This is a genomic window from Pseudomonas sp. AN-B15 (assembly GCF_019056475.1).
GTDB lineage: Bacteria > Pseudomonadota > Gammaproteobacteria > Pseudomonadales > Pseudomonadaceae > Aquipseudomonas > Aquipseudomonas parakoreensis.
The window spans coordinates 4,717,584-4,738,910 of sequence record NZ_CP049737.1; the positions used below are offsets into that span (position 1 = coordinate 4,717,584).

Genomic DNA, 21,327 nt, shown 5'->3' on the forward strand with positions numbered 1-21,327 from the left:
AATCAGGCCGTAACGGTCTGTACATCCTCAGCAACAAAACCATTACCCAGCGATAACCATGTACCGCATGGGCTCGTGACAGCGCGCCTCTAATAGGCATGAAAACCGGAATTACCCGGACCGCATGCCTTCTGGAGCCCTGTTGCATGACCCATTCGCCTCCCCTTGTAACCGCCGACTTCGGCCTTGATCAGCGGCTACAGCCCAACGTCGATCAGCATCTTCACCTGTTGGCCACGGCGCACTTGAACGACTGTCACCGGCAATGGCTGGATCTCATGGCCCGGCATCCCGGCCAACCCGAAAGCGCCTGGTGGAGTGCCCGCGCGCCCGGCACTGCGCAGTCGCGGCGTGAGCACGCCCTGAGCCTCTATCACCAGCATTTCGAGGCTGCACTTCAATGGGCGACTGCCGAAGGCAGGCTCGACACCTCACAACGCCACAGGCTTGAGCCGCTTCTCACCCCGTCGAGCCAGGTCGCGGCGGATCTGCGGGTCGCGCAACCGGTACTCAATCGTGTCGATAAAAGCCGGCTGCGCCTGTACGGCACGTTGCTGCTTCAACTGGAGGAAACGCTGCTGCTCTACCTGCCCGCGCACCCACAACCGTTGCTCCGCTTCGAAAAACAAGCCGACCTTGAGCGCTGGCTGACGGATCAGCAACCGGAGCGACTGCAAGTCTCCTCGCTGGACTTCATCGAATTCGGTAGTGATCCGCTCAAGCGCGGCGTTGAACCACTGCTGTCGGGTTCGCCCGTCACTGGCGACAACGGGATCGCACTCGACAGGTTTTTCCCCATCACGCCCGCCCAGCCGGAGAGCGCCGGACCAAGCATCGATGAAGTTGCGCCCTTCGGCTTGCTGGTGGCCGACATTCCCCTGGATCTGCGCCGGCAGACGCTGGCGCTTGAACAGAGTGCGCTTGACCGCTTGTTTGGCGACGCCGAGCCGAACAGTCCGCAGCGTCAACAACTGGCACAACGACTCGACGCCTTGAGCGAGGCTCAGCAGGCCAGCCATGACGCCGCATCGGCCCTGCTCGACAGCCCCACTGCGCTGACCCTGCTCGAATTACGCCGCCGCTCGAACGAGCATTACCAGGCCCTGCTGCAGGCGCGTATCGCAGGGCTGCGCGCGGAGGTCGAACTGCAACGGACGCTGGAGCAACTGTCCGTCGCCGAATATCGGCGAGTCATCGCAATGCTGGACGCACCGGGACACCACCTGCCGCCAACGGAGGGGGTCATCGCCTGCATATCGTTGGCCACTTCAGATGACAACATCAGCGCCGTCGAGGAGCTGCCAGGTGTACTGATCATCGCCCCCCCGGCAGCGCTGGCCCCCGGTTCCACCGACAGCCTGCTGCTTTACTGGCCCGGCGAGTTCGGCGGCCTGCAACGTTTTGCTTCGCGTGCGGCACTGGAGCAGAACGTGTTCAAACGCTCGCCCCATGACGGCGGGCTGACCCTGCACCTGACACCACTGACCGATGACCCGCTCGCCTGGTCACTCGATCAGCAGCTCTATCAATGCGAACAACAGGCCGCACAGATCCTGCGCGACAACCCGCTGCCCGGCCGTGCCGGCGAGCGCCAGGCCGAGATGGAAAAGCTGCGCGAACAACACTTGCCACGCCTGACGGTGCCGATCGCGCAGGCCCGCGAACGGGCAGTTGCCGAACGTCAGGCGCAAGACCGCAGCGCTGCGCTGGCCGGCACCCTGCCCGAGTGGCTCGACAACCTCGACGCGGCGCACCGTACCACGCTCAAAGCGCTGATCAGCCACTTCCTCGGCGCCATGCATCGCGCCCATGCATTGCTCGAACGGGAGCTGCCGTCGCGTCAGGCCTTCGCCGAAAAACGCATCGACGCCCGCTTGCGCGCGGACTTCGCACTCAAACAAAGCGTGAGCGTGAGCCTCGATCTGCCCGACTCGACGGTCTGGCAAAAAACCGTGATGGAAGGCGCCGCGTCTGGCACGCCGCAACGCAATGTCCTGACCGCGAGCGACAAGCGCAGCGATCTCGCCCTCGAACAACTCGCCCTGAACAACATCGATCAAGCCATGTGGTGGCGCCTGTCGTTCATGCAGGCCAGGATCAGCGCCGAAGACGAAACCGATCGGCAGCGTGTCGAGGCCGGGCTCAACCCGGTCTACTTGCGCAAACTGGTGACAGAGCTCGATCTGCCCGGACGTTACGAAGAACAGATTCGCCAGGTGTTTTTCGGCGCGCCGGCAGAACCTGCGTTTCAGCAGGCCTGGCGCCGCGAATGCCTGAGCGAACCGTGGCGGCTGATGCTCAGGCTGCAAGGTGAATGCGCCCTGCTGCAACGGCACATCGACAGTGCCGGCCATGCCGTACTGAAGGTCGCCATCGATGCGACTTCACCCCAGGCGTATGCCGTTGATGGACAACGCATCGCGCTGCGGCCGGTGCACCTGACGGTCGGTGGCGAAGACACCGCGCATCAGGGACCGAGCACGCTCGCCGGGCTGACGTTCATTGTCGAACAGAACAGTGGCCTGACCCTGCTCTACCTGCCCGACAGCACCGACGCCCTCTTCCTGCGGCAATACGAATCGCTGGAGCAGGCACGGGTGGATCTGTTCAGGCGGTGTGTGGACAGCAACATGGTCAATTACCTGGCCGGACGTGCCGTGGGCGGCGATTTTGCCAGCCATGTCAGTCGCATCAACCAGGCGCAATTGCGCAAGTTCGATGCCCTGATCGGCGTCGGAATGGCCTGGCCGGCGACTACATCGCTGGCCATTCATCTATTGAACGTGCACATGGGCCGGTTGCTGGAGGCCCATCGCAGCAGTTCGCGTTCCAACGATGCGTTGTATCTGGAACGCTGCGCACTGAAATCCGGGGCATTGTTCAACTACCTGAAAATGGCCATCGGCATGGTGCCGTTCGTGGGTACGGCGGTGGCCCTGTATGACGCCTGGAACAGCGCCAATCTGGCCGTCGCGGCGTTCTTGCGCGGCGAGCTCGGGCATGGTCTGGCGGAAGTGGAGGCGGTGCTGCTGTCACTGATCGACGCGGCAATGGATGTGCTGCCCGGAACCGTCTCGGCCCCCGCAGCAGCACGTCTGGTCACCCGTCAGCGGCAACGCACGGCACTGGGCGGATTCGCCACCATGTCGTCGTCCTGGCAACGGGCCCGGCAATGGCTCGACCGCTTCAAGGGTTACGAGTACGAATCCGACATTTCCCTGGCCGGCCTGCACCCGGCCACCCACGGTGTCTATCGCAACGTCTATCGTCACGCCGATGGCGACTTCATTGTTCGTCAGGGGCGCATCTATCGGGTTCAGCTCAGCGATCTGCCGCGTGGCTGGAGGCTTTACGGCACACGGCTGCGCAGCTACAAACAACCGATCGCCCTCGACGACAGCGGCCAGTGGAACACTCACTATGCGGTGCATGGCACTGTAATGGACGGTGGCGGTGCTGGCGGCGGCGCGGTACTCGGGCATCTGGCCGACGGCCTGGATCCGCTTTGGCCTGCACCGATCCGCCAGTGGCTACCGCGCTGGTGGACCGATCGGCAACTGCGCCGGCAAATGACCCTGACCAACACCGCCGACAACTACACCCGGCGCCTCGATGCTCAGACCCGCGCCACCAACCAGTTGCTGGAAAACTACCAGAACCTCGATCTTGCCGGGCGCAAGCCTCTACAGACAGCCGTTGACGCAGCCTGCCTGAATGACATCGACGTCGCGATCGCCCAATACGACAACCTTGTCGAATTGCTGCCCCTGAGCCACGGCCGAAAACGCCTGCAGATTGAAGCCATCCAGAGCCGCTGCGCCTGGATCGTGGTCGACCGCGCCGTGCAGCGCGTCACCGTTGCCCGCGATCGCTTGCTGGAACACCTGAACCGGATCGACGCACTGGTCGCCGAGTCCGATGCTGTCCCCTCCGACCAGACCGCTGTCCATATCACACTCATGGCCCGGCGCAAGCAGGTGCGCGAGGATTTCCTCAAGGAGTTCGATCAACTGCACGCGATCACCGAGCAGGCCAGACTGTGGAACAACCGCATCAGCAACCGCGCGCAGAAAGCCCGGATGGCGAAGGACATGGCCGCTATCAACCGCAACCTGGGAGACAATACCCATCACTACCTGAGGACTGCGCATCTGCTGGAAATCATTACCCGCTACGACGCGGTCACTGACCTGTCCTGGGCGTATTTCCATACCCAGCTCAAAGACGCCCGGGTCAAGGTCGGGCGCGCGTTGCTGACCCAGCATCACCTGCCAGAGGTCAGCGCCAGCGTGGTCCAGCACAATCGGATCCTCGAAGATTGCCTGCAGATCTATGCCGGTTTTCGTCGTCAGCTCAACGCCTGGATGCTGGGTTATGCACAGCATCTGGATCTGGAACAGGTCGGCTTGTTCCTCGAGGGGCTGACCCAGGTCGAAGCGCAGGCGCGGCACGCGATCAGGCACCGTGCGCCAATCAAGCCGAAAGAGCCTGGCGGCAAGCAACTGTTCGAAACCGAGGACAACCAGTTGCTGATCGGCACGGAAAGCATCGACGCCGGCACCCGGGAAAAACGCATCACCATCGAAGGCATCGACGGATTCCGCGAAACCTGGCTGCCGCGCTCCAGTGGCAAATACCATCTGCAAGTGCGCACCGCCCCGACGGCAGCAACGTTGCCAACTGACGTTCAGCCGCTGCTGGTCGAAGCGCGCAGACGTCTGGTAGCTGTTCCGGCCTACAGCAACAAGGTGCAGAGCTATGCCCGCCAGGACATGCTGCCGGTAGATCTGGAACACATGTTCAACAGCGAAGCGACGGAGTTGAGCACCCGTGCCCAGGCCATCGAGCAACTGTCGCCGACCGAACCGGTGGTGCTGCAACTGCACGACAAGGCCCGCGAACTGCGCCATACCGGTCGTACGCTGCGCATTGATCAGTCACTGCGCAGCAAGACGCCTACCGAAGGCTATCTGGATTATCTGCTGCAACAACAAGTGGTGGACATCCGCCGCGAAGGTCCGCTGCGGGCACTGGGCAAAAGGGCTGACGGGCGCAAGGATTTCCTTCAGGAATACGCCGTGCGCGACCTCACCTCCTCGCCGCCGCGCACGCTGTGGTACGCGCACTTTCACTACACCTCGGACAAGGTGCCGTTCGCTGACTTCGTCAAGGCGCACCTGAAATTGCCGGAGCAACGCAACCTCGGCCTGCAATGGCAGCAGGTTCAGGCCGCCAGCGGGGCACAGGTCGAGGCGATCTGGCGCGGCGATATCGGTAAACCGCTGGGTATCCGGCATTTCGCAGAGCTCTAGGGCAAAAAGCAGCGGGGCATGGCGATGCCCCGCTTCTGCTCGAATGGTCGACAGCACTGTCAACATGAGACAAACTCACCGCCTTTGAATTTGTCACAAGTTTTCCTCATGGGGCCAGCCGTGCTTGAAATCCGTCATCTGAAAACCCTGCATGCCCTGCGCGAGGCCGACAGTCTGGTCGATGCCGCCGACCGTCTGCACCTGACCCAATCGGCGCTGTCGCACCAGTTCAAGGAACTGGAGGAGCGCATGGGCATGCCGTTGTTCGTGCGCAAGACCAAACCGGTACGCTTCACCAGTGCCGGTCTGCGCCTGCTGCAACTGGCCGACGCGACCCTGCCGCTGTTGCGCGCCGCCGAGCGCGACATCAGTCGTCTGGCCGGCGGCACCGCTGGACGCCTGCACATGGCGATCGAATGCCACAGCTGTTTCCAGTGGCTGATGCCGACCATCGACCAGTTCCGTGACGCCTGGCCGGAAGTCGAACTCGACCTCGCCTCGGGTTTCGCCTTCGCCCCGCTGCCGGCGCTGGCCCGCGGTGACCTGGATCTGGTGGTGACCTCCGATCCGCTGGACATCGCCGGCATCACCTACGTGCCGCTGTTCACTTACGAAGCGATGCTCGCAGTGGCGAACCAGCATCCACTGGCGAGCAAACCGTACATCGTTCCCGAGGACCTGCTGACTGAAACGCTGATCACCTACCCGGTGGAACGCGACCGGCTGGACATCTTCACCCGCTTCCTCGAACCGGCCGACATCGAACCGGCGCAGGTTCGCACCTCTGAGTTGTCGGTGATGATGATGCAACTGGTCGCCAGTGGCCGTGGCGTGTGCGGCATGCCGCACTGGGCACTGCACGAATACAGCTCGCGCGGCTATGTGAAAGCCAAGCGCCTGGGCGAGAAAGGTCTGTTTGCCACGCTGTACGCGGCGATCCGCGCCGACATGCTCGACGCGCCGTACATGCGCGATTTCCTGCTGACCGCCAAGGACACCTCGTTCTCGACGCTGGATGGGGTCAGCGCGGTGCGTTGATTCACATCCACTTCTGAGCGCCGGTTCAGTGTGGCATCAGAGTTCGCGCCACATATGAATCTTGTCGAAATAGTCTTCGCCCACCCGCACCGCCAATGGCTCCAGGCCGAACTGGATGAAGCCGCAGCGCTGGTACAGGTTGAACGCGGCGTCGTTGCCGGCGGTGACGGTGAGCTGGAGGACTTTCAGTTCGGGATGGGTTTGGGCTTCAGCGATGGCAGCCTCGACCAGCTGATGGCCCAGGCCGTGCTGGCGAAAATCGGCTGAGACGTACAGGCCGAACAAGGTCGACTTGTGGCGGGCCTTCTCTCGCGGTTCGAAGGCCAGGCCGACGATGCCGGCCAGTGTGCCTGCCTCGAACGCACCGAGCACCACATCCAGCTTGCTGGTCAGCCGCGCTTCCCACCAGCTCAGCGGCATCACCGCGCGCTCGCGCACGCTGGAGGTGAAGGCCTGCGGATGGCGGTCGTAGGCTTCGAGCATCAGCTCGCGATAAGCCAGCGCATGGCTGGCGTCGAGGCGTTCGATCCACATGCTCAGGCGGTCCTGCGTTGTTCAAGCATCAGGCGCACCGCCAGACCGGCGAGTACAAAACCCATGAAGTAACGCTGCAGCGCCAGCCATGTCGGGTTGCGCACGAACCAGGAAGCAATGCCTGCCGCGAACAGCGCGATCAGCAGATTGACGCTGAAACTGACGCTGATCTGGGTCAGGCCGAGGAGGATGCTCTGGGTGAATACCGAGCCGTGTTCGGGGCTGATGAATTGTGGAAACACCGAGAGGTAGAACACCGCGATCTTCGGGTTCAACGCACTGGTGAGAAAGCCCATGGTGATCAGTTTGCGCGACGAGTCCGGGGGCAATTGCTGCGCCTCGAACGGCGAGCGCGCGCCGGGTTTGAGCGCTTGCCAGGCCAACCACAACAAATACAGCGCACCAGCCCACTTCAGCACCTCGTAGGCCATCGGCACCGCCAGAAACACCGCGCTCAAACCGGCAGCCGCGGCAAACATGTGCACGAAGAAACCACCCACCACACCGAGCAACGAGGTGACCCCGGCCTTGCGTCCCTGACAGATCGAACGCGAGATCAGGTAAATCATGTTCGGTCCCGGTGTCAGTACCATCAACAGCGCGGCGGCGGCGAAGATCAGCAGGTCTTGAAGCGGGATCATGGTGGACGTCCTGTGCGTGGGGGATCAGGCGATCGCGGTCAGCGAGTGGCGATAAAACGGCAGGATCAGGTCGCGTGTCAATGGCGCCAGAACGACAGCAGGATCACTGACCGGATCGATCCAGATGACTTCCTCGATTTCGGCAGCGGGCGTCACATCGGCATCGATGGTCAGTTGAAAAATCTCCGCCTGCACCACAAACCCCGGCTCGTTGGCGGCCGGCGCCGAGAACTGGCCGAGAAAAGCCGCCTGCGCCGGATCGATCGTCAGCCCCAGCTCTTCTTCCAGCTCGCGGGCCAGCGCGTGCACCGGCAACTCATGCGCCTCGATCTTGCCGCCCGGTTGCATGAACGCCGTGGTGCCACGCTTGCGCACCAGCAGGGTCTGGCCTTGAGGGTTGAGCAACAGCGCAGCGGCAATACGAATGAGGTTTGGAGCGACAACGGATGCAGAGGTCATGGGTCAGCCACCGGCCTGGAAAAAGCGCAAGGATCCCATGCCCGGGCTGATCACGTCACCTCACAGGTCATTCCCCCAACGCCTTGAGCGCAGTTTCATCCGCCTCCGGCAGCTTGACGAAAATCTGGTATTTGCCACCCTCCATGGCTTCAAAGGCAATCAGCTTTTCCACCAAGAGCGCGCTGAGCACTTTGCCGGCGTTGAGCAGCAACATGCCGTTATCGGCGTTGAGGTTGCGCGCCAGAATCATCCCCGCTGCCAGGTCCCGGGTGGTCAGGACCTTGACCGACGGATCGGCCAGGGTAACGTCACCCAGAAATGCCGCGCACACCTGAATGAAATCCTCGACCAGATCAGGATCGTACAAGCGCCCGGCGTACTGCCGCAGGTACAGCAGCGCTTCATCGCTGTTCAAATGCCGTTCGAGGATCAGGCCGCGCTGCAACTCGACGAAATCCACCGCCAGTTTCAGCAGGCGCGAACCGAACGGAATGGCCTCGCCCTTGAGCCGGTCGGGAAAGCCGCTGCCGTCCCAGCGTTCCTGGTGATGCAGGATCAGGCGGGCCGCGTCCTTCATCGGGTCCAGCGTCATCAGCAGCGATTCGCTCTGCTTCGGATAGCTGCGATAACGCTCGCGATCGGTGTGACGCAGCAGATCCGAAGGCGTGGTCATCATGCCGTCGGTCCAGCTCAGTTTGCCGATGTTGTACAGCGCGGCGGCCATGGTCAGGTCGCGGCTGGTGGCCTCGTCCAGAGCATGCTGTTTGCAGTAGCTGCGCACCAGCTCGATGATCTGCCGATTGGTCTGCTTGGCAGGCGGCAGACGCAGATTGGCCAGCAGCGAAAACACTTCGGTGCCGGTGACGTAACTGTGTTTGAGCTCTTCGTACGCCAGATCGAGCATGTCGGCGGTCTGCTGCAGTTCGGCGGTACGCGCCGCGACATGCTTTTCCAGGGTGCTGTTGAGCAGTTTGAGCTGGTCGTTCTGCACCTGGGTCAGGCGCTCCAGACGCTGACGCTCCTGCTCGGAATGCTGATGGTCGAGGGCTTGGCGCAGGATCAGCAGCAACTCCTCGTCATTCCACGGTTTGCTGATGTAGCGATGAATCTGCCCGTCGTTGATCGCCTTGATGATGGCCGAAGGGTCGGCATAACCGGTGAGCATGATGCGCACGGTCGCCGGATAGCGTTGGCGGACATGCGCCAGTAACGAGGCGCCATCCATGTTCGGCATGCGCGCATCGCTCATCACCAGATCCACTGGCTGCTGCTCCAGCATCTCCAGCGCCTGGGCACCGCTGGTCGCCAACAGGACGTCATAGGGTTGCCCCCGCAACAGGCGGCGCAGGCTGTTGAGGATCGCTTCCTCATCATCGACCAGCAGCACCGTGGGGCGATGCGACGGCATCGGCGCGGATTGCTCTTGCATGGCATGGCCTCACGCGAAAACAGGGTTAACGACACACCGACCGACCGCCCCACTGGCCCGCGCCTGAATCCAAGGCTAGATGATTTTTCAGTGCATTCACGTAAATCTTCGTCCGGCGCCGCCAGCGCAGTACCGAGGGGCCGACTATGCTGTACACGGCAAAGAACTCCATCGGCTTACAAAACAGGCAATGGCGAGGGAAAAGGATGCCCCGGATGATCACAGCACGCCTTCCCGAGGAGGGCGCGGCATGAACCCGCCCACCGCGCCGATCAATCGCCGCGTACTCATTGTCGACGACAGCCCGGCGATCCATGACGACTTTGCCAAGATTCTCAGCCCTGTCGTTCCCGGCGACGATGGCCTGGGCGAAACCGAGAATCTGTTGTTCGGCACCCCGTCTGTCCGTCACACCCCACACTTCGAACTGGACTCGGCCTTTCAGGGCCACGAAGCCCTGGAAAAACTCGAAGCCGCGCTGGCTGAAAACCGCCCCTACGCCATGGCCTTCATCGACATGCGCATGCCGCCAGGCTGGGATGGCCTGGAGACCATCGAACGGCTGTGGCAAGTCGACCCCAAGCTGCAAGTCGCACTGTGCACGGCCTATTCCGACTACTCCTGGGAAGACATCGACCAACGCCTGGCACTGAACGACCGCCTCCTGATTCTGAAAAAGCCTTTCGACGCGATCGAGATCCGGCAGATGGCCAGCACCCTCACAGTCAAATGGCAAATGACCGAAGACGCCGAGCTGAAAATGAGTCTGCTGGAGCACGCGGTGCAGGAGCGAACCCGGGAGCTGTCGGACGCCAACGTGATCGTGCAGAACAGCCCGACCATCCTTTACCGCTTGCGTGGCGAGCCCTCGTTTGCGCTGATGTACATCTCTCACAACATCACCCGCTACGGCCATGTCGCCGCCGACCTGGTGGGTTCGCCCGACTGGGCGAAGGTCTTGATTCACCCGGACGATCAGGCCAGCGTCGACGCGGCAATGGCCCGGGTACTGGATCGGCATGCGTCGGGCGCGTCCATCGAATTCCGCATGCGCACCGGCCAGGGCACCTGGCGCTGGGTGGAGAACCGCTACATCCCGGTACGCGATCAGGACGGCCGTCTGCTGGAAGTCGAAGGCATCATCCTCGACATCACTGAACGTCGTCAGGCCGAGGACAAACTGGCCTTGCTCGCCCGCTCCGATGGCCTGACGGGCCTGGCCAATCGCGCCACTCTGATCGAACGCCTGCACCAGGCGTTTGCCGCGGCGCGACGCGGCGCGATGCCGTTTGCGGTGTTTTACCTGGATCTGGACCACTTCAAGCGGATCAATGACACCCTCGGTCACCCGGTTGGCGATCTGCTGCTGCAGGAGGTCGCCCGGCGCATCAAGTCCGGTGTCCGCGAAAGCGACGTGGTGGCGCGTCTGGGTGGCGATGAATTCGCGATCCTGCAACTGGACGTCAGTGACCCGACCCAGTCGGCGGCGATGGCCGCCAACATCCGCGACGCGTTGCTGGCGCCGTATAACCTGGCCGGCAATGCACTGCACATTTCGGTGAGCATTGGCATCAGCAGTTACAGCGAGCTCAGTCTCGACGCCGACAGCCTGCTCGGGCAGGCCGACATGGCGCTGTACCGCGCCAAGGAAATGGGCCGCAACCAGTATCACTTCCACTCCGAGGACATCTCACGGGAAGTGGCCGAGCGCATGACCCTGGTCAGCGAATTGATGACCGCCCTTGAAGGCAATCAATTGCGGCTGCATTACGCACCGGAAGTTGATCTGCACAGCGGCAGGATTCTGGGCATGGAGGCACAAGTCCTCTGGCAGCATCCCCGGCGCGGCCTGCTGCCGGCAGCGGACTTTGTGCCGATCGCGGAGAAAACCGGCGCAATCATTCCGCTCGGACGCTGGGTGCTGGATCACGCCTGTCATCAGATGCATCTGTGGCGTAATCAAGGGGTGGCGCCGCCCGTGATGGCGATCAAGATTTCCCTGGCGCAACTCAAAAGCGGCCCGGAACTGATCTACACCGTGCTGCGCACCACCGCCCGCTGGGAGCTCGCCCCTTGGGACCTGCGGTTCGATGTCACCGAGGCCACGCTGGCCCAGACCAAGTGGACGCACAACGACGCGTTGCCGCGCCTGCGTGAACTGGGCGTGACCATCGCCATCGATGATTTCGGCACCGAGTATTCCTCGTTCGATTACCTGAAAACCTACCGGGTCAATCAGCTCAAGCTGGCCCAGAGCGTCATCGACAATGCCGCCCACGATGTGGCCGGCGCCAACGCCTTGCGCGCCATCGTCAACTTCGCCCGGGACCTGGACATCGGCATCATCGCTGAAGGCCAGCCGTCGCCGGATCAGCCGTGCGCGCCACCTGCCGCAGTCCCGCTGCCCAGCGCGCGCGGGCTGTATTTCAGCGCGGCGGTCAACGCCGAACAGGCCGGGCGATTGCTCAAGGACAGCGCTCACCCGGCACCGAAGGAGGACGAGTGATGAAAACGCCGTTCCCCCAGACCAACCGGCGCATCCTGATCATCGACGACACGCCGGCGATTCACGACGACTTTCGCAAGATCCTTGCCCCACAGGTTCAGGACGCCGTCGATCTGAATCAACTGGAACAGACGCTGTTCGGCACCCAGCAGACGCCGCACCTGAGCTTCCAGCTCGACTCCGCTTATCAGGGCCAGGAAGCTCTGGCTCTGGTCAAACAATCGCTGGTCAGCGGCAACCCGTATGCCCTCGCCTTCATCGACATGCGCATGCCACCCGGCTGGGATGGCCTGGAAACCATCGAACAATTATGGCGGGTCGATCCGAACCTGCAGATTGCCTTGTGCACCGCGTACAGCGACTACAGCTGGGAGGCGATGGCCGAACGGCTGGAGTTCGGCGACCAGTTGCTGATCCTGAAAAAACCGTTCGACAGCCTGGAAATCCGCCAGATGGCCAACGCGCTGACCTGGAAGTGGCAGCTGGCGCAGGACGCGGCGCTAAAGATGCTCAGCCTTGAGCAGACCATCGAGGCGCGGGTGCACGAATTGCTCAAAGTCTCGCATCTGCTGCAATACGACAGCCTCACGGAACTGCCCAACAGCACCCTGCTGGGCGATCGCCTGAGCCAGGCCATCGCCGTATGCCGGCGCCATGACAAGCAACTGGTGGTGATGTTCCTCGGTCTGGATCGCTTCAAGCGCATCAACAATGCACTGGGCCATCCGGCGGGCGACGAGATGCTCAAACGGGTCGCCCGGCAATTGTTGTCCTGCGTACGTGATTCCGACTCGGTGTTTCGTTATGGCTCGGACGAGTTCGTGGTGATCCTTGGCGACATCAACCATCCCCAGCAAACCCACGGCCTCGCGGAAAAACTGCTGGCCGCCATTCGCCTGCCACAAGCGATTGCCGGGCATGACGTCAGCGTCACCGCCAGCGTCGGCATCAGCGTCTATCCCGAAGATGGCCTCGAAGCCATCGAGTTGATCAAGAAAGCCGAGACGGCGATGCGCAACGTCAAGGAGCACGGCCCTGACAGCATTGGCTTCTTCATCGAAGCCATGAACCAGCACGCCCGGGAACAGCACAGCATCGAATCAGGCATCCGCCGCGCGCTGCATGAGCACGAATTCGTCTTGCACTACCAACCGAAAATCGACCTGCGCACGGCCACAGTGGTCGGTGCCGAAGCCCTGATACGCTGGCAGAAACCGGGACACGGCTGGGTCTATCCTTCGGACTTCATCCCGGTGGCCGAGGACAGCGGTCTGATCGTGCCGCTGAGCAAATGGGTGCTGGCTGAGGCCTGTCGTCAGACCCGCGACTGGCAAGTCGCCGGACTGCCGCCGATCCGCATGTCGGTCAATACTTCGCCGATCGATTTTCGTCAGCGTGACTTCGTCGCCGGCATCGAGCGCGTGCTTGAGCAGACAGGCCTGGCCGCAGACTGCCTGGAGCTGGAAATCACCGAAGGCGTGTTGATGCAAAACGTCGAGGCGACGATGACCGCGCTCAAGCGCCTGACAACGCTGGGCACGCGCCTGGCCATCGATGACTTCGGCACCGGTTATTCCAGCCTGAGTTACCTGCGGCGGTTTCCCATCGATGTGCTGAAGATCGACCAGTCGTTCATTCGCAACCTGTGCAACGACCCCAACGATGCCGCACTGGTGAGCGCCATCATCCATCTGGGCAAAAGTCTGGGGCTGAACGTCATTGCCGAGGGTATTGAAACCGCCGAACAACTGGCCTTTCTCAAGGCGCATCACTGCGAGGAAGGTCAGGGCTACTTTTTCAGCAAGGCCCTGCCGGCAGACGCGTTTGCACGCTTGCTGGCCGGCACCGAAGCCATGCCGTGGACGATTTGATCAACACGCTGAAAACGGCCCTGAGTCAGGGAGACGATTGCCGATGAGTCTTTTCCACCACGCCATCGTGTTGCTGCTGTGCGGGCTCTGCGCCAGGGCCAGTGCCGAGCCGCTGGACGAGCCGCTCAAACCGTTGCCCGCGGTGCCGCAGCAGGACGTCCGCCGCGTGGAACTGGGTCGGCGCCTGTTCCATGAACCACGGTTATCGATCAACAACACGCTGTCCTGCGCCAGCTGCCACCAACTGGACAAGAACGGTGCCGACAGCCGCGCCCTGTCGCTGGGCTTCGACGGTAAACCGGTGGCGGTCAACACGCCGACCGTGTTCAACGCCGCCCTCAATTTCCGCCAGTTCTGGGACGGCCGTGTCGAAACGCTGGAGGAACAAAGCAACGTCGTCATCACCAGCCCCCATGAAATGGGCAGCGACTGGCACACCGTTATCGAGCGGATCTCGAACGACCCCGACTACCGTCGCGATTTCGCCGCCACCTACCCGGACGGCGTGACCCAGGCCAATGTCCAGCAGGCGCTGGCCAGTTTCGAACGTACCCTGCTGACGCCCGGTTCGCGCTTCGATCAATACCTGCTGGGCAACACCGACATCCTCACCCTCGAGGAAAAGTACGGCTACCAGCGCTTCAAGGAATACGGCTGCATCGCCTGCCATCAAGGGGTGAACATCGGCGGCAACATGTTCCAGAAGTTTGGCGTGTTCGGCGATTACATTGCCGATCGCGGCAACCCGACCGTGGCTGATCAAGGCCGCTTCAACGTCACCCGGGACGAAGCGGATCGTGAGTTTTTCAAAGTGCCGAGCCTGCGCAACGTCGCGCTGACCGCGCCCTACTTTCACGACGGCTCGGCGGACAGCCTCGAAAAGGCGGTGGATGTGATGTTCCAGTATCAGTTGGGACGCACGCCGACTGAAGAGGACAAACGGCTGATCATTCTATTTCTCGAGACCCTGACCGGCCAAAGGGAAGGCAAGCCATGATCAACATCTCCCGTCGGCGCAGCCTGCTGTTGCTCACGCTGGTCGCTCTGGTGCTGGCTTCGATTCTGCTGTTTCTGTACTTCAAGTCCAGCTCCGACCAGACCATGACCTACACCGAGTCGCGGGACCTGATCCGGCAGATCAAACAGCAGAATTCGCTGTGGGAAAACGAGATCCTCAAGGCGCGAGTGGCGCTCACCCACAATTACGATCCGCTGGTGTCACCCATGACCGAGATGAACCGGCTCTGGGCGCGCTTCGACGCGATCGAGGCCGGGCATGGTCGCAACGACTCGGCGCAATGGAACGACGCCCACGAGGGTTTTCTGCAGGCGATGCAGGAGAAGATCCGCCTGGTCGAACAGTTCAAATCGCACAACGCCCTGTTGCGCAATTCCCTGGCCTTTTTGCCCACCGCCGAAGACGACATTCAGGAGCAACTCGCCAACCTGTCGGACCTGGATAAATTACAGCTGCAAAACATCACCACCGACACTTACGACCTGCTGCTCAGTGCCCTGGAGTTCGCCCAGCTCACCTCCGACGACAGGGCCGCCGACATCGAGGTCGGCTTGAACAAACTGAAGGTCAATGCGCAACGGCTGCCGCCGGCGTTTGAAACCCCGATCAAAATCATGAGCAACCACATCAGCCTGATCGCGCGCGAGCAGCCGCTGGTCAATCAGTTGCTCGAAAGCATCGAAAACATTCCCGTGGCCGAGCGCCTGGATACCCTCACCACTCTGCTCGATCGCGATCAACAGCGCGCCGACCGGATCGACCGTCAATACCACTTCTACCTGCTGCTGTTTTCGGTGTTGCTGATGCTTTCGCTGGTGTGGCTGGCGATCCGCCTGATCGGCAGTTTCGCCGAGATCAATCGGGTCAACACGGCCCTGCAAACAGCCAACGATGCCCTGGAGCAACGGGTCGAGGAGCGCACCCGCGAACTCAGGGACGCCCAGAGCGAACTGCTCGACGCGGCGCGTCAGGCCGGCATGGCGGAAATCGCCACCAACGTGCTGCACAACGTCGGCAACGTGCTCAACAGTGTGAACATCTCCAGCGACCTGATCACGCGCAAGCTGCGCAACAGCAAGACCCAGGGCCTGGGCAAGGCCATGCAGCTGATCAACGAACACCCGCATGACCTCGGCGCCTTTCTGTGTGAAGACCCCAAGGGCAAATTGCTCCCCGGTTACCTCAACCAGCTGGTGGGTGCGATTGCCCAGGAACAGCAGGAAATGGTCGACGAACTGAACCAGATGAACAAAAGCGTCGATCACATCAAGGACATCGTCGCCACCCAGCAGTCCTATGCCGGCGCCAACAGCATGACTGAACCGCTGTTCATCAATGAATTGCTCGAAGACGCCTTGCGCATGAACGCCGGAGCGCTGACCCGACACCACGTCACGGTGGTCAGGGAGTACGCCGAGGTGCCGCAGGTGATGGGCGATAAACACCGTTTGCTGCTGATCCTGATCAACCTCATCAGCAACGCAAAATACGCCATGTCCGACCTCAGCAACCGCCCTCGCACCATGACGCTGGCGGTAAAAATCGTCGATGACAGCTTCCTCGAAATCAGCGTCAAGGACGATGGCGAAGGCATTGCGCCGGAAAACATGACGCGGATCTTTGCCCACGGCTTCACCACCCGCAAGGAAGGCCACGGCTTCGGCCTGCACAGCTGCGCCCTGGCGGCCATCGAGATGAACGGGCACCTCACGGCGCACAGCGACGGACCGGGCAAGGGTGCGCTGTTCACCTTGCAGATTCCCCTGATCAGCGTCACGGAGAACGCATGAGCGAGCTGTCGAACCGCCGTATTCTGCTGATCGACGACATGCCGTCGATTCATGAAGACTTCCGCAAGATTCTCGCGCCACCGGCGGCGCAGTCAGTGGAACTGGACGAGATGGAGGCGGCGTTGTTTGGTGCACAGGTGCGCGCCGAACGTCCGCCGTTCGAGCTGGACTCGGCCTACGGCGGCGAGGAAGGCCTGGGCAAACTGATGCAGGCCTTGCACGAACAACGTCCCTACGCACTGGCTTTCGTCGACATGCGCATGCCAGACGGCTGGGACGGTGCGAAAACCATTGAACACCTTTGGCAACAGGATCCGCTGTTGCAAGTGGTGGTCTGTACGGCCTACTCGGATTACTCCTGGGATGAACTGCTCGAACGGCTGCAGGCGCATGACCGATTACTGATTCTGAAAAAGCCGTTCGACAACATTGAAGTGCAACAAATGGCCAACACCCTGCTGACCAAATGGCAGATGACCGAACGCGCCTCCTTGCAGATGCATCACCTGGAACATCTGGTCGATCAGCGCACCGCCCAGTTCAAGCAGGCCAGCGAAGCTCTGCAGCGCGAAATCGATGAACGCAAGCAACTGGAAAGTCAGCTGGTGCAGTCGGAAAAGCTCGCTTCACTGGGGCAAATGGCGGCTGGCGTGGCCCATGAAATCAACAACCCGATCGGTTTCATCTCCTCCAACCTCGGCACCCTTGACGGCTACTTCAATCAGTTGCTCAGGGTACTCGATGCCTGGCAAACGCTGGGCGCCACGCCAGACAGCGAATCCGTGGCCCGGCTTGAGCAGCTGCGCAAAGACGCCGATCTGGATTTTCTGCTCGAAGACATTCCGGTACTGATCCGCGAATCCAAGGAAGGCATTGGCCGGGTCGGACAGATCGTCAAGGATCTGAAAGATTTCTCCCGGGTCGATACCCATCAGCAATGGCAGTGGGCGAATCTGCAGCAAGGCATCGAGTCGACCCTGAACATTGTCGCCAGCGAACTCAAGTACAAGGCTGACCTGATCAAGGAATATCAGCCGCTGCCGGACATCGAGTGCCTGCCGTCACAAATCAATCAGGTGATCATGAACCTGGTGGTCAACGCGGCTCAGGCCATGGGCCCCGAGCGCGGCACCATCACCTTGCGCACCGGGCAGCAGCAAGACACGGCCTGGGTGGAAGTCGCGGACACCGGCGCCGGGATTGCGCCGGACATCCTGCAGAAAATCTTCGATCCGTTTTTCACCACCAAACCGGTCGGCCAAGGCACCGGGCTGGGCCTGTCGCTGTCCTACGGCATTGTCAAAAAGCACGGTGGCGACATTTCCGTCCGCAGCGAACCGGGGGTGGGCACGACCTTCCGCGTCGAGTTGCCGATGCGTCAGAGCCGGCCCGCGGCCTGAGGCGCCTCAGGTCGCTTCCTGAAAATCCATCTCCGGCGGCTGCCGCCGAAAGCCGCCAGTGAGCACCGCCAGATACACCACGCCAATCGCCAGCCAGCTCAAGCCCAGATACACCGCCAGATGATCAAGGCTGACCATCAGCCACAGGTCCGCCAGCAGCCCGATGAACGGGAAGACCAGAAACTGCACCAGCTCACGCGGGCCTTTTTTCTCGCCACCGATCCAGTAATGAAAAATCACCGACAGATTGACCAGGCTGAACGCCAGGAACGCACCGAAGTTGATGAACGAGGTTGAGGTGGTTACATCGAGTTTCAGCGCCAGCAATGCCACGACCGCACACAGCAGGATGCTGTTGACCGGCGTGCCGAAGCGCGCATGCAAGGTGCCGAAAAACGACTTGGGCAACACGCCATCGCGCCCCATGGCAAACAGCAAGCGCGAACCGCTGGCCTGGGCCGACAGCCCCGAGGCGAACTGGCCGACGATCAGGCCGATGAGGAAGATCGAGACGAACAGGTCGCCGCCGATGTTGCGTGCGATTTCATAGGCCGCCGAGTCGACGCTGTCGAACTGGAATGACGGGTGGGCGATCTGCACGAAGTACGACACACCGACGAAGATCAGCCCGCCGATCAGGGTGATCAACATGATCGCCCGTGGAATGGTGCGGCGTGGGTCGCGGGTTTCTTCGGTCAGCGTACTGACCGCGTCGAAGCCGAGGAACGAATAACAGGCAATCGCCGCGCCGCTCATGATCAGCGGCATTTGCATGTCACCGTTGAAGAACGGTTTGATCGACCACAACGGCGTGCGCGCATCACCGCCGACGTAGTGCACACACAGCGCGACGAAGGCGATCAGCACCAGAAATTGCACCAGCATCAGCAAGGCGTTGATGCCATTGGCCAGTTTCAGGCCAACGATGTTGATCGCGCTGGTGATGCCGATGAACGCCAGTACCCAGATCCACTGCGGGATCGAGGGGAATGCCGAAGCAAGGTACGCCGCGCCGATCAGCCAGATCGCCATCGGCAGAAACAGGTAATCGAGCAACACCGCCCAACCGGCGATGAAGCCGAGCCTGGGGCTGATCGCCTTGCGCACGTAGCTGTAGGCGGAACCGGCAACCGGGAACGCGGCGGCCATGCGCCCGTAACTCATGGCGGTGAAGAACATCGCCACCAGTGCTGCCAGGTACGCGGCCGGGACCATGCCGGCGGTGGATTGCGCGAGGATGCCAAAGGTGCCGAGGACAATGATCGGCGTCATGTAGGCGATGCCGAACAGCACCACCGACCCTAGTGACAGGGTGCGTTGCAAACGAGCCATGGGCGACTTACTCCGAATGTTATTGGATTTATGGCAGAGCCGAGTTCGGCGAATGTTTCGGGTGTGGCTTTGTTGTTTTTTGGATCAAGCAGTTGTGTGGTCTGGGCTGGCCTCTTCGCGAGCAGGCTCGCTCCCACAGGGGGACGCGGTCAATGTGGGAGCGGGCTTGCCCGCGAAGGCGTCAGTCCGACCGACACAGAATCCCGATCAGCACGCAGGAATCAGCAACTCACGCAATCCGCAAGCGTGCTCCACCACCTCCCCCGGCAGCTTCAACCGCTGATCATCCAGATAGCGGTAATCCTGGCGCGCGACCTGCAACCGGTCGAAATCCAGTTCGACGCTGAACGTCCCTTCTTCGCGCCCCGCCTCGAACAGCAACGTCCCCAGCGGATCGACCAGCGCACTGCCGCCGGCAAACATCAAGCCGTCATCCCCGGCCTCGACACGATTGACCATCAGCGCAAACGCCTGGTTTTCCTGAGCACGGGCCATGATCGCGGTGCGGTGAGTCGGGGCATACGGGTCCATGTTGCCGTTGGTCACGATCAGCAACTCGGCGCCCAGTTGCGCCAGTGCGCGGGCGGATTCGGGGAACTCGATGTCGTAGCAGATCAACAGGCCGACGCGCACACCGTTCCACTCGCAGGTGGCGTAGCGGTCGCCGGCCTCGAACACGCCGCGATCCGACGCCCAGAGGTGGGTCTTGCGATATTTGAGGGCGATGCCTTCGGGGGTGATCAGCAGCGTGGTGTTGTAGAAGCGACCGTTGTCGTTCTCAGCCATGCCGATCACCACGGCGAGGTTGCGCTCGCGGGCAGCGGCCAGCACCGCGCTGACGGTCGGGCCATCCAGCGGCTCGGCGATCTGCGCCACGGTGTCGGCCGTCGGGAAGCCCATCAGGTGGGTTTCCGGGAATACGATCAGTTGCGTGTCGGCACCGCACGCGGCAATCGCCGCGAGGGCGCGTTCGAGGTTGTATGCGGTGCCATTGTCACGGCCCGCCAGTTGGGCGAGTTCGACTTTCATTGCGAGTCCTTGTGGTCAGGGCCGGGCGCTGAAAGATTGCCCGGTGGCTGTCTGTGGGCCAGTATGCGCAGCAAGCAACCGGCAGGGAATCACGCGGCCGGGGTAACCCGATAGGGGTAGATTCATGACCGTTTCGTTTGATGACATCACTTGGCACCGCGCCGTCGGGCAGTTGATCGATGCGCTGGACAAGCCGAATTTCTGGGCACAACTGGTGCGTCTGCTCGACCAGTACGTGGCGTTCGATAGCTGGGTGGTGTTGCTGTTCAGCGCCGATCAGCACCCGCAAGTGTTCGCCGAATGCCCCGCCGAGGACGGCAGTCCCGACCCGTTGTTTCAGGATTATCTGCGCGGGTTGTATCTGCTCGATCCGTTCTACATCGCCTGCCGCGAGCAGTCGCGCACCGGGCTGTATCGCCTGTCGGAGGTGGCACCGGAGCATTTCGAGCTGACCGAGTATTACCAGCGATACTTTCGTCTGAATGTGGTCGCCGACGAAATCCAGTTCAATTGCCAACTCGAAGGCGAACGCACGCTGTGCCTGTCGCTGGGCAGTGAACAACGTTTCACTGGCGAACAGATTGCTTTGCTGTCTTTGATCCAGCCGTGGGTGCTGGGTCTGTTGCGCCAGCGCCTGCCGTACGAAATCAACGAAACCGTGGCCCTCGCTGTCGCGCCTGCACCGGCCGACTGGCGGGTGCAACTGGAAGCATCGGTGCAGCAACTCAAGGGCGCGCAACTGACTGCCCGAGAACTGGATGTCGGGCGTTTGATGCTCAGCGGTTGCTCCAGTAAAGAAATCGCCCGTAAGCTGGAAATCTCCGTAGAAACCGTGAAAGTCCATAAGAAACACATGTACAGCAAGCTGGGGATCAAATCCCAGTCGGAGCTGTTTTCGATTTTTCTCCAGGCGCAGAACGCCTGATAACGCGTGGAAATGCTTTCCTGTGGGAGTTGATTTGCTGTGG

The 21,327-nt window shown here is 61.7% G+C and carries 14 protein-coding genes; 8 read left to right on the top strand and 6 right to left on the bottom strand.

Going from position 1 to position 21,327, the window contains the following annotated elements; translation table 11 throughout:
• The first annotated feature begins 146 nt into the window (after positions 1–146).
• Entirely contained in the window at positions 147–5,312 is a 5,166-nt protein-coding gene (locus GTQ41_RS21330) for a DUF6543 domain-containing protein (protein ID WP_047296231.1), read from the top strand.
• A 120-nt stretch (positions 5,313–5,432) separates the two neighbouring features.
• On the top strand, positions 5,433–6,350 hold the full coding sequence (gene metR / locus GTQ41_RS21335) for a transcriptional regulator MetR (RefSeq protein WP_047296309.1): 918 nt from the start codon (positions 5,433–5,435) through the stop codon (positions 6,348–6,350).
• Between the two features lie 36 nt (positions 6,351–6,386).
• On the opposite strand, the gene GTQ41_RS21340 is transcribed toward metR, so the two are convergent.
• The 4 genes from GTQ41_RS21340 to GTQ41_RS21355 form a co-directional block, all read right to left on the bottom strand.
• A complete protein-coding gene (locus GTQ41_RS21340; protein WP_047296233.1) occupies positions 6,387–6,884 on the bottom strand; it encodes a GNAT family N-acetyltransferase in 498 nt (165 codons plus the stop codon).
• A 2-nt stretch (positions 6,885–6,886) separates the two neighbouring features.
• Positions 6,887–7,525, bottom strand: a complete 639-nt coding sequence (locus GTQ41_RS21345) for a LysE family translocator (RefSeq protein WP_041068320.1) — start codon at positions 7,523–7,525, stop codon at positions 6,887–6,889.
• 24 nt (positions 7,526–7,549) lie between these two features.
• Positions 7,550–7,984, bottom strand: a complete 435-nt coding sequence (locus GTQ41_RS21350; protein ID WP_047296235.1) for an NUDIX domain-containing protein — start codon at positions 7,982–7,984, stop codon at positions 7,550–7,552.
• 67 nt (positions 7,985–8,051) lie between these two features.
• On the bottom strand, positions 8,052–9,413 hold the full coding sequence (locus GTQ41_RS21355) for an HD domain-containing phosphohydrolase (protein WP_047296238.1): 1,362 nt from the start codon (positions 9,411–9,413) through the stop codon (positions 8,052–8,054).
• A 250-nt stretch (positions 9,414–9,663) separates the two neighbouring features.
• Here GTQ41_RS21355 and GTQ41_RS21360 point away from each other — a divergent pair, with 250 nt between their 5' ends.
• The 5 genes from GTQ41_RS21360 to GTQ41_RS21380 are packed head-to-tail and all read left to right on the top strand — an operon-like array spanning position 9,664 to position 17,998.
• Positions 9,664–11,919: an EAL domain-containing protein gene (locus tag GTQ41_RS21360; RefSeq protein WP_196302442.1), complete on the top strand. Its 2,256-nt coding sequence runs from the start codon at positions 9,664–9,666 to the stop codon at positions 11,917–11,919.
• Positions 11,919–13,790: a bifunctional diguanylate cyclase/phosphodiesterase gene (locus GTQ41_RS21365; RefSeq protein WP_047296242.1), complete on the top strand. Its 1,872-nt coding sequence runs from the start codon at positions 11,919–11,921 to the stop codon at positions 13,788–13,790. The genes GTQ41_RS21360 and GTQ41_RS21365 overlap by 1 nt, the downstream gene beginning before the upstream one ends.
• A gap of 43 nt (positions 13,791–13,833) precedes the next feature.
• On the top strand, positions 13,834–14,787 hold the full coding sequence (locus GTQ41_RS21370) for a cytochrome-c peroxidase (RefSeq protein WP_047296244.1): 954 nt from the start codon (positions 13,834–13,836) through the stop codon (positions 14,785–14,787).
• A complete protein-coding gene (locus GTQ41_RS21375; RefSeq protein WP_047296245.1) occupies positions 14,784–16,598 on the top strand; it encodes a DAHL domain-containing protein in 1,815 nt (604 codons plus the stop codon). The genes GTQ41_RS21370 and GTQ41_RS21375 overlap by 4 nt, the downstream gene beginning before the upstream one ends.
• On the top strand, positions 16,595–17,998 hold the full coding sequence (locus GTQ41_RS21380) for an ATP-binding protein (protein ID WP_047296247.1): 1,404 nt from the start codon (positions 16,595–16,597) through the stop codon (positions 17,996–17,998). Before GTQ41_RS21375 ends, GTQ41_RS21380 begins: the two co-directional genes overlap by 4 nt.
• A gap of 6 nt (positions 17,999–18,004) precedes the next feature.
• Here the strand turns inward: GTQ41_RS21380 and GTQ41_RS21385 are convergent, their stop codons facing one another.
• Positions 18,005–19,330 carry an APC family permease gene (locus GTQ41_RS21385; RefSeq protein ID WP_047296249.1) on the bottom strand — a complete coding sequence of 442 codons (1,326 nt, stop codon included), beginning with the start codon at positions 19,328–19,330 and terminating at the stop codon, positions 18,005–18,007.
• Between the two features lie 207 nt (positions 19,331–19,537).
• Positions 19,538–20,359, bottom strand: coding sequence for a carbon-nitrogen hydrolase family protein (locus GTQ41_RS21390; RefSeq protein ID WP_095668400.1), 822 nt, complete (start codon positions 20,357–20,359; stop codon positions 19,538–19,540).
• Between the two features lie 124 nt (positions 20,360–20,483).
• On the opposite strand from GTQ41_RS21390, the gene GTQ41_RS21395 reads away from it, so the two are divergent.
• Positions 20,484–21,284 carry a LuxR C-terminal-related transcriptional regulator gene (locus tag GTQ41_RS21395; protein WP_047296254.1) on the top strand — a complete coding sequence of 267 codons (801 nt, stop codon included), beginning with the start codon at positions 20,484–20,486 and terminating at the stop codon, positions 21,282–21,284.
• Positions 21,285–21,327 lie beyond the last annotated feature (43 nt).

Coding starts and splice junctions, on each gene's coding strand:
- GTQ41_RS21365 (WP_047296242.1), top strand. CDS start 11,919: ATGAAAACGCCGTTCCCCCAGACCAACCGGCGCATCCTGATCATCGAC.
- GTQ41_RS21380 (WP_047296247.1), top strand. CDS start 16,595: ATGAGCGAGCTGTCGAACCGCCGTATTCTGCTGATCGACGACATGCCG.
- GTQ41_RS21395 (WP_047296254.1), top strand. CDS start 20,484: ATGACCGTTTCGTTTGATGACATCACTTGGCACCGCGCCGTCGGGCAG.
- GTQ41_RS21350 (WP_047296235.1), bottom strand. CDS start 7,984: ATGACCTCTGCATCCGTTGTCGCTCCAAACCTCATTCGTATTGCCGCT.
- GTQ41_RS21355 (WP_047296238.1), bottom strand. CDS start 9,413: ATGCAAGAGCAATCCGCGCCGATGCCGTCGCATCGCCCCACGGTGCTG.
- GTQ41_RS21345 (WP_041068320.1), bottom strand. CDS start 7,525: ATGATCCCGCTTCAAGACCTGCTGATCTTCGCCGCCGCCGCGCTGTTG.
- GTQ41_RS21370 (WP_047296244.1), top strand. CDS start 13,834: ATGAGTCTTTTCCACCACGCCATCGTGTTGCTGCTGTGCGGGCTCTGC.
- GTQ41_RS21385 (WP_047296249.1), bottom strand. CDS start 19,330: ATGGCTCGTTTGCAACGCACCCTGTCACTAGGGTCGGTGGTGCTGTTC.
- GTQ41_RS21360 (WP_196302442.1), top strand. CDS start 9,664: ATGAACCCGCCCACCGCGCCGATCAATCGCCGCGTACTCATTGTCGAC.
- GTQ41_RS21330 (WP_047296231.1), top strand. CDS start 147: ATGACCCATTCGCCTCCCCTTGTAACCGCCGACTTCGGCCTTGATCAG.
- GTQ41_RS21390 (WP_095668400.1), bottom strand. CDS start 20,359: ATGAAAGTCGAACTCGCCCAACTGGCGGGCCGTGACAATGGCACCGCA.
- GTQ41_RS21340 (WP_047296233.1), bottom strand. CDS start 6,884: ATGTGGATCGAACGCCTCGACGCCAGCCATGCGCTGGCTTATCGCGAG.
- GTQ41_RS21375 (WP_047296245.1), top strand. CDS start 14,784: ATGATCAACATCTCCCGTCGGCGCAGCCTGCTGTTGCTCACGCTGGTC.